This window comes from Limnohabitans lacus, assembly GCF_030053395.1.
In the GTDB taxonomy this organism is placed as follows: Bacteria; Pseudomonadota; Gammaproteobacteria; order Burkholderiales; family Burkholderiaceae_C; genus Limnohabitans_A; species Limnohabitans_A lacus.
Map to the genome: position 1 here is coordinate 235,838 of NZ_JASGBH010000003.1, position 13,922 is coordinate 249,759.

The following is a 13,922-nucleotide window of genomic DNA, read 5'->3' on the forward strand; positions in this document are numbered from 1 at the left end:
GAGACCTCAGGAGCAACCGCTCAATCGGGGCGCGGTATGATTTGGTAAGTCAGCGTTTTTCCTTGGGCATTCACCTTGGCCAGCACCATGTCGCCCGACCCAATGTTCTCGCCCATGAACTCGAAAATGTTGACGTGGTGGGTCACCAAAATCAGGGCCTGTCGGCCTTTGGTGGCCAGCTTCGCAGCAATGAAGCGTTCCAGATCACGCGTGCGTGCCTTGGCTTGGTGCATCTCGTCGAAAAAGGAGGCCAAGGCCGGCTCGACCTGGTAACCCTTGAAATTCAGCAACTCGGCCGTGTCCTTGCAGCGGCACCATGCGCTGGAAAAAACAGCCGCCTGCGCAATGCCTTGCTTGCGCAGCCAATGCCCCACATTCAAGGCTTGCTGGCGGCCTTCAGCGCTGAGGTTTCTTTGCGTTTTGCAGTCGGCCAGTTGGTAACGGGCTGGATCACCCACACCAGGGGCCAAGGTGTGGCGCATCAACAAGACATGGTCATTGGACTGCAGTTTTTCCGACAGGTCGCTGGCCAGAGCAAATGCCGATACGAAAAGCCCTGCGGCCAGGGCAAGAAGTGGCCTGATGTTCATGGTGTGTCCTGTGTGCTCAAACGGTTTGAAAACACCGCAGCCACGAGCGCATCCAGCGCATGGGCCAGCGCGAAGTCTCTTGAGCTGATGCCTTGCACGTCGTGCGTCCACAGGCGCACCTGCATGCGCGTGTATGCCGATGTCACTTCGGGGTGGTGATCCTGCTGCTCAGCCAACACGGCCAGCTGGGCAAAAAATTCGGCGGCCGTCGTGAAGCGGTCAAACACCCAGGTTTTGGCAATGCTGCCGTGCTCGCGGTCCCAGTGCCAGCCTTGCAGCTGGCGCAAGCCGTCCTCTGTCTGCTGCGTGTTCAGCGGCACGCACAAAGGCAATCGGAATGAATCGGTGCTCATGTCGTTTGTGGCCCAGGGTGGGGTAAAGAGCGTTGGGCCAAAAACACCATGGCGGGCAAGGCGAACATCCAAGTCAAACCGAGCGCGGCCAAGTGCCCCGGCGTGCTCTCCAGTGCGGCCGCACCCAGTTGGGCTCCGGCGATGTAGTTGGCAGGCCCGAGCACTGCGCCCAATGCCGCAGACAAGATCAGCGGCTTGTTTTTCAAGAACGACAAGGAAGAGTTCAAGGTCATCCCAAACAGCAGCCAGAGCATCCAAAGCCAGACAGGGCTGAGCGAGCCCACCGCCCAACCTTCAAAACGAAGGACACCCAAAGCTTGCAGCACAGAGTCCAGTGCGATCCCCAAGAGCATCACCGTGGACGCCAGCCGCCATTCGTTCAGCCGATGCTCGCTCCAGCACAAATGTGCAAGGGCCAAGGCGGCGGCGAAGACACAGGCGTACAGGTCCAGACCATGGTCTGCGCCTGCGATGAGGGCCCACCAAGCACATTGAAAGCCGACAGCGTTGAGGATGCGATGCATCACGCCATTCTAGGAATCCGTGTCAACCTTGGTTTGAGGGTGGCTTTGAGGACGGCGCATCAAGGCCGAGACTTTCTGAAAATGGACGCGTCCAGTCCAATCTGGAGCAACGCCAAGCCAGTTGCGCAAGTTCTTGCAAGCACCTGAGGGCAGCGCCAATTTCAAGCGCTATATTTTTCAGGGTTCATTGCAGATGGGTGCAAAGAAAAAGCCCCTGCACGTGAATGCAGGGGCTTGTCTTTTTTTGGCTCCTCAACCTGGGCTCGAACCAGGGACCTACGGATTAACAGTCCGGCGCTCTACCGACTGAGCTATTGAGGAACAATGCCGAAATTATAGCGGCATTTTCAGGGGCTTTTGAGAGGGGCGCGCAGATTTTCGAAAAATCTTGCGGCCCCGATATCAGAAGCTGGCTTTCACGGCCAAACGCAGTGTGCGCGGTGCGCCAGGGTAGAGGTAGTAGTGTCCAAATTGTTTGGGTGATTCACGCCAGTAATGGCGGTCTGCCAAGTTGTCAATGGCCAGCGTCCATTGTGTTCGGGTGCCTTGGATTCGCGTGTCGTAATGCGTGGCGAAGTCCACAGTGGTCCACGCGGGCAGGGTGACGCTGCCGTCTTCCAACACGCGGCGCTCGCCCTCGTGACTCACGCGCAAGCTGCTGCGCAGGCCAGGCACTTCTGTAAAGCGGTATTGGGCCAAGGCACGCAGGGTCATTGTGGGGACGTTGACTGGCGTCTGTCCATTCAATCCAGTGTTGCTGGTTGTATTGGCGATGTCCGCATGGAGCCATTGGCCCTGCGCTTGCAGTGACCAAGAAGCTGAGCGCCATTGAACACCTGCGTCAATTCCTTGGTGAATTTGCTGGCCATCGCTGACCTTTTTGATCAAAGTTCCGTCTGCGACGTCATAGGCGAGGGGGCGCTCGATTTGGAATACGCTGAGATTCCAATTCCATGGCATGCCCTGATCAGCCTTGTTCATGCTGCGGATGCCTAATTCAGTTTGCGTGCTGCGAGCCACGTTAAGCAACTGGCCAGCGTTGCTGTAGCTGGGTGTGTTGGGGACCGCTTGCAGTTCCATGCCTTGCCCATGCGACAGGAAAACAATGTGCTGTTCCAGTTGCTGGGTGAGGCCGATCCATGGCGTGGTGATGTTGCCTTTGCTGCTGAAAGCGTTGGTGCCAGCAGTGGGAGTGCAGACGTAGGTAATAGGATCGCACGCAGCGTTTTGCTCACTGCTGCGGCTGTATGACGTGTTGCGTAGTCCTGCCCAGACAGCCATTGTTTCATTCAACTCCATGCGATCTTTGATGGCAATTTCGGTGCTGTATTCGCTTTTGTTGGTGTTGGGGTAACCAGGAATAGGGGATGCTTGGCTGGTGCCGCCACCGTAGATACTGCCTTCGCCAGCGGAATTCCAAGCTTGCAGGGCAGGCATCCTGTCGAGTTGCCGCTGCCGGGTCAGTGACATGGACAGGTGGTGTGTGGTGCTGCCCCAGCGGGTTTGGCCAGCCACTTCGGTTTGCAGGGCATCGACCAGTCGCTGCTCATCGTTGCTGCGGTAATCGGCCAACTCAAATCGTCCATCCGATGTGTAGCGGTCGCACAGCTTGGTGGTTCCGGGCGTTGAATCAAGTACTCCATAACAGTTGTACCCGGATGCGAAACTCAAACGGTCATCCGTTTTCAATCGTTGCCCTCCGTATTGCGTGGTCCACAGCCAGCTGTCTCCCAGGTTTTGCTTGAAGCGCACGCTTCCCGTTTGGCTGGCAAAGGCTCCGGGCACGGACCAGGATTGGCGTGTGATGTTGCGTGTGCCGTCCACGGTGGCAGGCAACGACGGTAAACCGTTAGGGTCGTTCGGGTTGACCAGCACGCTGTATGCGTTGACCCCCATCTGTTGCCGCTCGCTTTTTTCGATTTCCCATTCGAGCTTGCTGTCGGCCGAGATGCGCCAGTCCATCGCCAGGGCGATCAGGTTGCGGTGGCCTTGGGTGTTGCGGATGTAGGGGTTCAGGTCTTCATACGCCGCGTTGAAGCGGTAGCCAAATTCTTTGGTTTCGCCCAAGCGACCGCCCAAGTCCAGCGCCACGCTGCTGCTTTGGCCTGGGCCATAGCTGGCACTCACGCTGCGGATCACTTCGTCGTTGCTGCTGGGGGCACGCTTGACCACGTAGTTGACCAAACCACCCGGTGCACTGGTGCCCGCTTGGATACCGCTGGTGCCTTTGAACAACTCGATGCGTTCTTTGTTGTCCATGCCAATCATGGTCTCGGCCGAAATCGGCAAGCCTTCGCGGCGGTAGTTGTAGCGGTTGTCCAAGGTGTAGCCGCGCACACTCAACATGTCCCAGTAAGCGGGCGAGTTGTAGCTGTCGGCCACACTGGCGTCCAGGCGCAGGGCGTCCGACACGCGCTGTGCGCCAAGGTCTTGCAGCACTTGGCGGTCAAAGCTGATGGCGCTGAAAGGCGCTTTGCTCAAAGGCACATCGCCAAACCCGCTCACTTGCGAGGGGGCGGTGTCGGTGATGGTGATTTCGTTGGCGCTTTGCGCCTGGGCCAAACCCGCAGTGAGCAAGGCCACTGCACTGGCCAGTCGGCTGGCGCGAAAAACAAAACGGTCCTGAGACCGGCGAGAGACGGGCGAAAAAAATGCCACAACGTTTCCTTTAACGTAATGGCAGGTCGGCTGGCTGGGAACGTGCTGCGCACCAAGGCGACCACCGTTCTTTTGACAAGCTTCCCTGCGCGAGGATTACCTCAATCAGGTTCAAAGGGACTTTCTCAGTCGAAGACCTCACGGCCTTCAACACCCCTAGCGGATGCCACAACGCTTGAGCGTCGTGGCGGGCGGATTCTACAGCAGGCGCTTTGCTTATGTGCGAGTGAGCCGTCGCCCTAGACCTGTAGGCGCTTGCCTTGCAAGCGAAAAGCTTGCGCACCACCATCGTCAAATCGCCAGTAAGGCTGGCTCCTACACAAAAAATTTTGAAGGGCTTAAACGCCCAAACGCTTGTGCAGCAGCGTCGACGTGGTCGTGTACTGCAACAGGGTTTTTTCGGCGGGGCGCAGCAAGGCCACAGCGCCAAAAGCGGCCAGGGTGGCCTCGTGGAAGCCGCACAGGATCAGCTTCTTTTTGCCGGGGTAGGTGTTGATGTCGCCGACTGCAAAAATGCCCGGCTCCGAGGTGCCGAAGTTCTCGGTGTTGACCACCAGTTGTTTGCGCTCCATGGCCAGACCCCATTGCGCAATGGGGCCCAGTTTGGGCGACAGGCCCAGGCAGGTCTGCAACACATCCAAGGGCAACCATTCTGACTCGCCTTGGGGGTTGAGCAATTCCAAGGCCTCCAGTCGGCCCGCATCACGGCGCAAGCCTGTGGGCTGGCCGGGCACAAAGCGCATGAGGCCTGCCGCGCAGGCCTCGCGCATCAGGGCGACGCGTTCGGACTGGGCGGTGAATTGGTCACGCCGATGCAAGAGCGTGATGCTGGCTGGACCGCCACCCAGGGCGGCTTGCTTGCAGGCGTCCAGGCAGGTTTGCAAAGCAGCGTCGCCGTCACCGGCCACCACCAGATGCTGGCCTTTCCAGCGTGTGGGGTCCGCCTCCTGGGCAAAAACCTGCGTGCCGTGGAAATCTTCCAGTCCGTCGAGCACCAACTGGCGCGGCACAAAAGCGCCCACACCAGCGGCCAAGAAAACGGTGGACGCGATGAAGGCGCTGCCCGCGGTGGTTTCGACCAGCAGCTGGCCATCGGCTTGGCGCTCCAAGCGACAGACCAGCTGGCTCAGATGCAGTGTGGGTTTGAAGGGCGCCATTTGCTGCTGCAAACGCTGCACCAGTTCGCGGCCGGTGCACACCGCAATGCCGGGGATGTCGTAAATCGGTTTGTCTGCGTACAACTCGGCGCATTGGCCGCCCACATGGGGCAGGGCATCGACGACATGGCAAGCGATGCCTTGCAGGCCGAGCTGGAACACCTGGAACAGGCCCACGGGGCCGGCGCCGATGACCAGTGCTTCGGTTTCAATGCGTGATGACATGGCTTGCTCTAAAAAAAATGGCCGAACAGTTCGGCCATGGTGCATCGCGGTGGGCGATCAGCGGATCAACTCGCCCAGTTTGCCGGTTTTGTCTTTCCACTCGTCGGCGGTGGCCAGAGGGGCTTTGCGCTTGGTGATGCTCTTCCAGGTGGGCAGCAAGGCCAATTCGGCGTTGATTTGGGTCATGTGCTGCTGGTCGGCCGGCAGGTCTTCCTCGGCGTAGATCGCGTTGACCGGGCACTCAGGAATGCACACCGCGCAGTCGATGCATTCGTCGGGGTCGATCGTCAGGAAGTTGGGGCCTTCGCGGAAGCAGTCCACAGGGCAAACGTCCACACAGTCGGTGTATTTGCACTGGATACAAGATTCGGAAACAACGTGGGTCATGATGGACTCGGAATTTAGGCTGCGCAATCAGGCATGCGCGGGAATGGTGATTTTAAAGGAGATCGCTTGTCCCTGTGGGCCGCTGTTCAGTGATGACGGGCGATTTGTACGCGTTTGCCCTGCAAGCGATGGCCCGCTGGCGACTTGAGTCAAACCGCCAGCAGGGCTGGTTCCCGCATCAAAGGACTGCTTTCAATGCACCAGCACGGCCCCAGACGTTTTGTGGGTCGCCGTGTCCACCAGCACCAGTGCGCCCAAAATGCGCGATTGGGCAAAGGGCAGGGTGACCAAAGGCTCTTGCAAGGCCAAGGTGACGTGACCAATCGCGTTGGGAGCGAGTTCGGTGGCTTCTTCTTGTGCCAAGGTGTTCACGTTCAGGCGGTGCACCACGCGCTGCACCTTCACTTTGACCCAGCGGTGGCCGTGCAGTGCCCAGTAAAGGCGACCCGCCACCAGGGGCTCGTCGTCCATCCAGGCGATGGTGGTGCTCAGCTGGCGCTGGCCTTCGGGCGCGCCTTCGGCTGCCAGCAGCCAGTCGCCACGGGACACATCCACCTCGCGGTCGAGCACGATGCCTGCGCTGTGGCCTGCGGCTTTGCCCTGGGGTTGGCGGGTGGCCGACAGTACTTGGGACACCACGGCGGTCTGGCCGCTGGGGAAGACCTTGACGGTTTGGCCGGGCTCGATACTGCCCGTGGCCACGCGGCCCCAGAACACGCGGCGGCCTTGGGTGGTCACGCCGGAGTCGTGGAACTTCTCGACCCATTGCACCGGAAAGCTGAAAGCCACATCGGTCTCGGCGGGCGTCACAGGCAGGTCTTCGAGGATGCTCAAAAGGCTGGGGCCGGTGTAGCCGCACCAGTCGGTTTGATCATTGTTTTCCGTGGTCACCACGTTCCAGCCCTTCAGCGCCGACACGGGCACCATGGCGGTGACGGTGATCCCGGCTTCTTGGGCGAACTTGTTTAAAGCACCCGCGATGTTTTTGTAGGCCACAGTGGCATCGGCCACTGCGTCGAGCTTGTTGATGGCGAACACGATGGAGGGCACGCGCAGCAGGTTGACCAGCAGCGAATGGCGGCGGGTTTGCGGCAGCAGTTGCAGGTCGGGGTTGGCCCAGTCGAGCTTGATGGCATCGACCAGCACCACGGCGGCGTCGGCGCTGGACGCGGCGGTGACCATGTTGCGGGTGTACTGCTCGTGGCCGGGTGCGTCACCGATGATGAATTTGCGCGCTTCGGTGTTGAAGTAGCGGTAGGCTACGTCGATGGTGATGCCTTGCTCGCGCTCGGCAGACAGACCATCGGTCAGCAGAGCCAGATCGGTTTCGCCCGAGCGCTGCACGCCAGCCAAGTGGTCTTGCAGCACGGCCTTGGTGTCCACCAGCAGGCGGCCAATCAGCGTGCTCTTGCCATCGTCAACCGAGCCGCAGGTGATGAACTTGAGGGCAGAAAAGTGTTGTTCGTTGTGCATGGTTCTTTTTTTTCGGTGTTTTGTAGGAGCGAGCCCTGCTCGCGAAGGGTTCAGCCGTGAGCGCTGATTCGGACGCAGGACCGATTCAGGCTGGGCGGGTGTTCAGAAATACCCGTCCTTCTTGCGCTTCTCCATCGAAGCCTCGGACGTCTTGTCGTCCATGCGGGTCGCGCCGCGCTCGCTCACATCGGCGGCCAGCGTCTCGATCACGATTTGCTCAGGCGTGGCCGCATCGCTCTCGACGGGGCAAGTGCAGGTGATGTCACCCACGGTGCGGAATCGCACGTCGCGCACCACCACTTCTTCGCCGTCTTTGGGTGGCGTCAACTCGGTCACCGGCACCAAGAGGCCCCGGCGGTCAACCACCTCGCGCTTGTGGGTGTAATAAATCGAGGGCAGGGCAATGTTTTCGCGGGCGATGTACTGCCACACGTCCAGCTCGGTCCAGTTGCTGATCGGGAACACGCGGAAGTGCTCGCCCGGCTGCAGCTTGTGGTTGAACAGCGTCCACAGCTCGGGGCGCTGGGCCTTGGGCTGCCATTGGCCAAAGCTGTCGCGGTGCGAAAAGATGCGCTCTTTGGCGCGAGCCTTTTCTTCGTCGCGGCGGGCGCCGCCAATCAGCGCATCAAAGCGGAACTCTTCAATCGCTTCGAGCAGCGTGATCGACTGGTGCACGTTGCGGCTCTCGCCGGGGTGGGCCAGGCGCACGGTGCCACGCTTCATGGAGTCTTCCACGCTGCGCACGATCAGCTCGGCCCCCAGTTCTTTGGCACGCAAGTCACGGAAGTCGGTCACTTCTTTGAAGTTGTGGCCGGTGTCGATCATCAAGAGCGGATAAGGCAGTCGGCCTGCGCCAAAAGCCTTCTCGGCGCACTTGAGCATGACCAGCGAGTCCTTGCCGCCCGAGAACAGCAGGGTGGGCCGCTCGAAGGCGGCGGCAACTTCGCGCAGGATGAAGATGGTTTCTTCTTCCAGTGCGTCCAGGTGGCTGTTGCTCAGGGTGTGCAACTCGTTTTGTGTCATGGCGTTCATGCTTTTTCTCTCATCTCAATCAGGGCAAGGGGTGCTCAGAAATATCCAAAGGCGGTCGAAGTGATGTGTGGCGGGATCGGGGGTGCAGGGGGCGACGATGTGTGGCGCGCAGCGACTTCTGAGGAGCCCACTGTGCCCGCGAGCCCGTCACACATCACATCCTTCAAGCTTTGACGTGTAAGCCACACTCCTTGGCCGCCTCGTCCTCCCACCACCAGCGCCCAGCGCGGAACTCCTCGCCCAGGCTGATGGCCCGTGTGCAAGGCGCGCAGCCGATGCTGGGGAAGAACTGGTCGTGCAACGGGTTGTAGTCCACTTTGTTTTCGGCGATGTAGTGCCACACGTCGCCCCAAGTCCACTTCGCCAGTGGGTTGAATTTGGCCAAGCCTTTGGTGGCTTCTTCACTGGTGTCGAGCAAAGGCACTTCGGCGCGGGCGGTGGATTGCTCCTGGCGCAGACCCGTGATCCAGGCGCGTTGGCCTGTCAAGGCGCGGGCCAGTGGCGCCATCTTGCGCACGCCGCAGCAGGCTTTGCGCTGATCGATCGATTTGTACATCGCGTCTTGGCCTTGGTCGCGCACGAACTGGATCACCGATTCCTGCACCGGGCGGTACACCACGATGGGCGCACGCGAATGCGCCTGGGTGCGCTCCAGCAGGGCCAAAGTCTCGGTGTGCAATGCACCGGTTTCCAGCACAAAGACCGGAATGTCGAGCTGCAGGCTGTTGATGAGGTGGGTGATCACCACGTCTTCGGCCCCCAAGCTGGAGGCTTGCGTCACGGGGGTGAACTCGGCGGCGGCGCGGCGCAGCAGGGCCTGGGTCTCGGCCAGCTTGGCGGCAAAGTCGGCGCTGGCCTTGGCGTTTTGCTCGGTGGCCTTGAGCGGTGCGTTGCGGGAAGAAATCAAGGAGGAAGTCATGTTCGTGTCTTGGTAGGAGCCAGCCTGTGCTGGCGATCAAGCCGGTGGTTTGCGGCGCATTGCTGGCCGGGCAAGCTCCTACAGGGCCTTATGCGGTTTGGGCGAATCGGGGTTGCGTCCCCACGGCCGAGCCTTGGTAGAAACCGGCATAGCGGTCCAGCTGTCGTTGGGCGGCGCTGGCGTCCACGCCTTCTTTGAGCACGGCCACGTCAAAGCCGGTTCGCTGCATCTGTACCAATTGGTCGATCAGCACGTCACCCGTGGCACGCAACTCGCCTTCAAAGCGCAAGCGGCGGCGCAGCAAAAAGGCCTGGCTGTAAGCGCGGCCATCGGTGAAGGCCGGGAACTGCAAGTCAATGCGGGTGACGCCGTTCAGGTCGAGCGTGCGCGGGTCCACGTCGTTGGCGAGTGCCAAAACGCCGTTGGCGTGTGCCGCTTGGTGTTCTTGTGTGTTGATGATTTTCATGGTGTTTTCTCCGTAGGAACTTGCCCGGCAAACGGGGTTTTGTGAACGACCGGATCGCCAGCAGGGCTGGCTCCTACAAGGTGTCTGTTCAGGCGGTTTGTTCCTCGGCCGGATGGCGGGCAGCGTTGGCAGCGGCTTTGAAGGGGTCTTGGCCGACACGGCGCAGCGTCTCGATGAAGGCTTCTTGCTTGCCGTTGCCGGTGCTCACGCGCAGCTGCTTGTAGGTGTTCAAAATCGCTTCGATCACATCGGGCACCTCGAACGAAGAGAAGGAGGGGCCCACCACCTTGCCGGGTGTGGCCGCACCGGACAGATCTTTACCGTCCGAGCCGCCCAGCGTGACCTGGTACCACTCCTTGCCGTCTTTATCGACCCCCAAAATGCCGATGTGGCCCGAGTGGTGGTGACCGCAGGAGTTGATGCAACCGCTGATGTGGAAATCGATGTGGCCCAGGTCTTCCAGCTCGTCCAGGTCTTGGTAGCGCTCGGTGATGGCGCTGGCCGTGGGGATGGAGCGGGCATTGGCCAAAGCGCAGTAGTCGCCGCCAGGGCAGGCGATCATGTCGGTCAGCAAACCGATGTTGGGCTGGGCCACGCCCAGCGCCTTGGCTTCGAGCCACAGGGCATGCAGCTGGTCCAGGCGCACCCAAGGCAGCAACAGGTTTTGGGTGTGCGAGACACGGGCTTCGCCTGCCGAGAATTTCTCGACCAAGGCCGCAGCGGCGTCGAGTTGATCGGCAGTGGCATCGCCTGGGGCATAGCCCGGACGCTTGAAGGACAGCGACACAGCGCGCAGTTGCGGGTTGCGGTGTGGGCGCACGTTGCGCGTCAGCCAGCGGGCAAAGGCGGGCGTCTTGGCCGCTTCGATGCTGAGCGCCGCTTCGGCTTGGGCCAACCATTCGTCGGTGTTCTCTGGCAAGTTCAGCGCAGGGTCCACAAAACCGGCTTTCACGCGGTCGAGTTCGGCCTGAGGCAGGGTATGGGGTGCGCCGTCGCGCTCGATGATTTCGCGGAACTCGGTTTCCACCTCGTCAAAGTAGCGCTGGCCTTCGGCCTTGACCAAAATTTTGATACGGGCTTTGTACTTGTTGTCACGGCGGCCCCAGCGGTTGTACACACGCACCACGGCTTCGAGGTAGTTCATGATGTCCTGCCAAGGCAAGAACTCGCGGATCACCACACCGTTGACGGGGGTGCGGCCCATGCCGCCACCCACCAACACTTTGAAGCCGACTTCGCCTGCTGCGTTGGTGGTCACTCGCAGGCCCACGTCGTGCCAGCCAATGGCGGCGCGGTCTTCGGTGGCGCCGGTGATGGCGATCTTGAACTTGCGTGGCAGGTGCGCAAACTCAGGGTGCAGCGTGCTCCACTGGCGGATCAACTCAGCATAAGGCCGTGGGTCCACGACCTCGTCCACCGCCACACCGGCCAGCTCGTCGGTGGTGGTGTTGCGGATGCAGTTGCCGCTGGTCTGGATGCCGTGCATGTTCACGGTGGCCAGCAGCTCCATCACGTCGGCCGACTTGTCCAAGGGGATCCAGTTGAACTGGACGTTTTGGCGGGTGGTGAAGTGGCCGTAGTTGGTCGTCAGCTTGGGGGCCAAGCCGGCGATTTTGTCTTGCGTGGCCTGCGCTTCGGCCAGCAAGGCGGCGTCGGGCGTATCAAACTCGCGGGCGATCTTGGCCAGCACCTTGATCTGGGCGGCGTTGATTTCGCCGTAAGGCACGGCCACGCGCAGCATGGGCGCATAGCGCTGCACGTACCAGCCGTTTTGCAGACGCAAGGGGCGGAACTGGTCTTCGGTCAATTGACCCGTCTGCCAACGACCCAACTGGTCGCGGAACTCTGCAGCGCGGGCGCTCACAAAGGCTTTGTCGAATTCGGTGTACTGGTACATATCAAGAGCTGTAAAAAATCAGATCAGAACGAGTTTGGTGCCAGCCCATGCCAGCAGCACGGACAGCAATGAGCGGATCACGCGGTCAGGCGTGTGGTGTGTCAGGCGTGAGCCCAGCCAGATGCCAGGCAAAGAACCGGCCAGCAGCTTGGCCAGCAAAGGCCAATCGACCGAACCCAAAGACGCATGGCCCAAGCCCGCCACCAAGGTTAGGGGCACGGCATAGGCAATGTCCGCCGCCACGATGCGTGGCAAAGGCAGCAGAGGATACAGCAGCAACAGCACGGTCACGCCAATGGCGCCAGCGCCCACCGAGGTGAGGGTGACCAAGGTGCCGATCAGGGCGCCAAACAGCACGGGCAGACTCCAGTGACGAGGCGTGCTGGCACGGGTCTCGTCGGCGGCAGCCAAGTGGCGAGGGACTTGTTGGCCGCGCACAGCCTTGTAGAGCATGGCGGCTGCCGTGAGCAGCAGGGCCACCCCCAAGGTGCTGGTCATCAGCGACTGCACTTGGGCCGAGGCCGGGCCCACCCAGTGCAAAAAGCCCAAGGTCACCAGGCAAGCCGGGATGCTGCCCGCACTGAGCAAACCCACCACACGCCAAGGCACGATGCGCTGGCGGGCAAAGCTCACGGTGCCGCCGAGTTTGGTGAAGGCCGCAAACAACAGGTCGGTGCCGACTGCCATGTACGGCTTCACCCCGAAGAAAAAGATCAAGAGCGGCGTCATCAAGGAGCCACCACCCACCCCCGTCAGGCCCACGATGGTGCCGACGAAGAAACCTGCAAAGACATAGCCCAAATCAATCATGGGCAGGACTGTAAACGTCCTTTATGCCAAAACAAACGATTTATTGGTTGTAGATATATTCTGAATCGATATAAGACGCCACTCAGGCGCCTTGTGCTGCGGCGCGCTCGGCCAGAATGCGCGAGGAAGGCTTCACGTTCATGGTCATTTGAAACAGACCCGCAGCCAAGCCAATGGCCACGGCGCCTTGCCAGGCCAGGTCGTAATTGCCCAAACGGTTGTAGATCAAACCGCCACCCCACGCGCCGATGAAGGAGCCCACCTGGTGGCTGAAAAACGCCACGCCCGACAACGTGGCCATGTAGCGCAGACCGAACAAATGGATCACCAGACCGGACACCAGCGGCACGACGCCCAACCACAAGGTGCCCATGGCGGCGGCAAAGACCAAGGTGCTGGTGGGCGTGGGGGGCGTCAAGAAGTACACCGCGATGAAGATCGAGCGCAGCACATAGATGCCGCCCAGCAGCATGCGCTTGGAGTACTTGCCGCCCAGCCAGCCAAACAGGTAAGAGCCGATCACGTTGAACAGGCCCACCAGCGCCAGCGCTGTGCTGCCCACACTGGGGTCCATGCCGCAAATGTCCAGGTAAGTGGGCAAGTGGGTGGTGATGAACACCAGCTGCAAACCGCACACAAAAAAGGCAATGGCCAAAACCATGTAACCGCGGTGGCCCAAGGCTTCACGGATGGCCTCGGTCACGGTTTGCTGAGCGCCCAAGGGGGCGGGCACTTCAATCTGGTCCGCACGCCCGGCCATGAAGGCCGCTGGCACCATCACAGCGGCCAGTGCCAAAAAGCCGATCAAGGCGGTTTGCCAGCCCGAGGTGCTGATCAGGTGTTGCGCCATGGGCGAGGCCAAGGTCAAGCCAAGTGACCCCAAGGCGGACACCGATCCCATCGCCATGCTGCGCTTAAGGGGTGAGACCGCTTTGGCGGTCACGCTCATGGCGATGTTGGACGCGGTGCACGACAGCGCCAGCCCCACACACAGGCCCATGCCCAAAGTGATGCCCCAGGCAGACGTGGCGGTGAGCGCAAACGCCAGCCCCAAGGCATACACCGTGACGCCCAGCAGTGCCACGGGCCGTGCGCCGTGCCGGTCGGCCAAGATGCCCATGAAGGGCTGGGTCATGCCCCAGACGATGTTCTGGATGGCGATGGCCAGCGAGAAATCGGCCGCTGTGATGCCGATCTCGCGGATCATGTGCGGCTGCAGCAAGCCGAAACTTTGGCGCATGCCCATGGCCAAACTGAGCATCACGGCAGCGCCGCCCAAGATCAGGGCCACATGGAATCGGGACAGGTCGGTTTGTTTCATGCTGAGGATTATTTTCAAAGCCCGCCGTTTGGACCGCATCTAGGCGACACCGGCTTGTTTGAGTGGTGCCAAACAAACGACGAGGCCAGGGCCCCAGTGCGCTCGATCAC

Annotated in this window: 13 protein-coding genes, 1 tRNA gene and 1 riboswitch; all 14 genes read right to left on the minus strand. The window is 60.9% G+C overall.

All coding sequences use genetic code 11. The features are described 5' to 3' along the window. Positions 1-20 precede the first annotated feature (20 nt). The 14 genes from QLQ16_RS05700 to QLQ16_RS05765 all read right to left on the minus strand — a co-directional run bounded on the left by QLQ16_RS05700 (position 21) and on the right by QLQ16_RS05765 (position 13,812). A complete protein-coding gene (locus tag QLQ16_RS05700; RefSeq protein ID WP_283223727.1) occupies positions 21-590 on the minus strand; it encodes a histidine phosphatase family protein in 570 nt (189 codons plus the stop codon). Further along, positions 587-943: a 4a-hydroxytetrahydrobiopterin dehydratase gene (locus QLQ16_RS05705; protein ID WP_283223728.1), complete on the minus strand. Its 357-nt coding sequence runs from the start codon at positions 941-943 to the stop codon at positions 587-589. Before QLQ16_RS05705 ends, QLQ16_RS05700 begins: the two co-directional genes overlap by 4 nt. Beyond that, positions 940-1,467, minus strand: coding sequence for a DUF2878 domain-containing protein (locus tag QLQ16_RS05710; protein WP_283223729.1), 528 nt, complete (start codon positions 1,465-1,467; stop codon positions 940-942). Before QLQ16_RS05710 ends, QLQ16_RS05705 begins: the two co-directional genes overlap by 4 nt. Positions 1,468-1,712: 245 nt before the next feature. Beyond that, positions 1,713-1,788 (minus strand) — tRNA-Asn (locus tag QLQ16_RS05715). Positions 1,789-1,869: 81 nt separating this feature from the next. Further along, positions 1,870-4,125 (minus strand): TonB-dependent siderophore receptor, encoded by a 2,256-nt coding sequence (locus tag QLQ16_RS05720; protein ID WP_283223730.1) that lies wholly within the window; start codon positions 4,123-4,125, stop codon positions 1,870-1,872. A 65-nt stretch (positions 4,126-4,190) separates the two neighbouring features. After that, a riboswitch (TPP riboswitch) is annotated at positions 4,191-4,293 on the minus strand. A 170-nt stretch (positions 4,294-4,463) separates the two neighbouring features. Beyond that, positions 4,464-5,507, minus strand: coding sequence for an NAD(P)/FAD-dependent oxidoreductase (locus QLQ16_RS05725; protein ID WP_283223731.1), 1,044 nt, complete (start codon positions 5,505-5,507; stop codon positions 4,464-4,466). 57 nt (positions 5,508-5,564) lie between these two features. Beyond that, positions 5,565-5,894: a ferredoxin FdxA gene (fdxA, locus tag QLQ16_RS05730; protein WP_283223732.1), complete on the minus strand. Its 330-nt coding sequence runs from the start codon at positions 5,892-5,894 to the stop codon at positions 5,565-5,567. Positions 5,895-6,086: 192 nt separating this feature from the next. Next, entirely contained in the window at positions 6,087-7,367 is a 1,281-nt protein-coding gene (locus QLQ16_RS05735; RefSeq protein WP_283223733.1) for a sulfate adenylyltransferase subunit 1, read from the minus strand. 102 nt (positions 7,368-7,469) lie between these two features. Continuing rightward, positions 7,470-8,399 carry a sulfate adenylyltransferase subunit CysD gene (gene cysD, locus QLQ16_RS05740; RefSeq protein ID WP_283223734.1) on the minus strand — a complete coding sequence of 310 codons (930 nt, stop codon included), beginning with the start codon at positions 8,397-8,399 and terminating at the stop codon, positions 7,470-7,472. A 163-nt stretch (positions 8,400-8,562) separates the two neighbouring features. After that, positions 8,563-9,318: a phosphoadenylyl-sulfate reductase gene (locus tag QLQ16_RS05745; protein ID WP_283223735.1), complete on the minus strand. Its 756-nt coding sequence runs from the start codon at positions 9,316-9,318 to the stop codon at positions 8,563-8,565. An 88-nt stretch (positions 9,319-9,406) separates the two neighbouring features. Continuing rightward, complete coding sequence (locus QLQ16_RS05750; RefSeq protein WP_283223736.1) at positions 9,407-9,784, minus strand: DUF934 domain-containing protein; 378 nt, start codon at positions 9,782-9,784, stop codon at positions 9,407-9,409. 88 nt (positions 9,785-9,872) lie between these two features. Next, complete coding sequence (locus QLQ16_RS05755) at positions 9,873-11,681, minus strand: nitrite/sulfite reductase (protein WP_283223737.1); 1,809 nt, start codon at positions 11,679-11,681, stop codon at positions 9,873-9,875. Between the two features lie 18 nt (positions 11,682-11,699). Then, positions 11,700-12,491, minus strand: coding sequence for a sulfite exporter TauE/SafE family protein (locus QLQ16_RS05760; RefSeq protein ID WP_283223738.1), 792 nt, complete (start codon positions 12,489-12,491; stop codon positions 11,700-11,702). 82 nt (positions 12,492-12,573) lie between these two features. After that, positions 12,574-13,812, minus strand: coding sequence for an MFS transporter (locus QLQ16_RS05765; RefSeq protein WP_283223739.1), 1,239 nt, complete (start codon positions 13,810-13,812; stop codon positions 12,574-12,576). Between the last annotated feature and the right edge of the window lie 110 nt (positions 13,813-13,922).

What these genes read in the sequence shown, in the direction of transcription:
- fdxA (WP_283223732.1), bottom strand. Translation starts at nt 5,894, where the DNA reads ATGACCCACGTTGTTTCCGAATCTTGTATCCAGTGCAAATACACCGAC.
- QLQ16_RS05755 (WP_283223737.1), bottom strand. Translation starts at nt 11,681, where the DNA reads ATGTACCAGTACACCGAATTCGACAAAGCCTTTGTGAGCGCCCGCGCT.
- QLQ16_RS05710 (WP_283223729.1), bottom strand. Translation starts at nt 1,467, where the DNA reads ATGCATCGCATCCTCAACGCTGTCGGCTTTCAATGTGCTTGGTGGGCC.
- QLQ16_RS05760 (WP_283223738.1), bottom strand. Translation starts at nt 12,491, where the DNA reads ATGATTGATTTGGGCTATGTCTTTGCAGGTTTCTTCGTCGGCACCATC.
- QLQ16_RS05725 (WP_283223731.1), bottom strand. Translation starts at nt 5,507, where the DNA reads ATGTCATCACGCATTGAAACCGAAGCACTGGTCATCGGCGCCGGCCCC.
- QLQ16_RS05745 (WP_283223735.1), bottom strand. Translation starts at nt 9,318, where the DNA reads ATGACTTCCTCCTTGATTTCTTCCCGCAACGCACCGCTCAAGGCCACC.
- QLQ16_RS05750 (WP_283223736.1), bottom strand. Translation starts at nt 9,784, where the DNA reads ATGAAAATCATCAACACACAAGAACACCAAGCGGCACACGCCAACGGC.
- QLQ16_RS05705 (WP_283223728.1), bottom strand. Translation starts at nt 943, where the DNA reads ATGAGCACCGATTCATTCCGATTGCCTTTGTGCGTGCCGCTGAACACG.
- QLQ16_RS05735 (WP_283223733.1), bottom strand. Translation starts at nt 7,367, where the DNA reads ATGCACAACGAACAACACTTTTCTGCCCTCAAGTTCATCACCTGCGGC.
- cysD (WP_283223734.1), bottom strand. Translation starts at nt 8,399, where the DNA reads ATGAACGCCATGACACAAAACGAGTTGCACACCCTGAGCAACAGCCAC.
- QLQ16_RS05765 (WP_283223739.1), bottom strand. Translation starts at nt 13,812, where the DNA reads ATGAAACAAACCGACCTGTCCCGATTCCATGTGGCCCTGATCTTGGGC.
- QLQ16_RS05700 (WP_283223727.1), bottom strand. Translation starts at nt 590, where the DNA reads ATGAACATCAGGCCACTTCTTGCCCTGGCCGCAGGGCTTTTCGTATCG.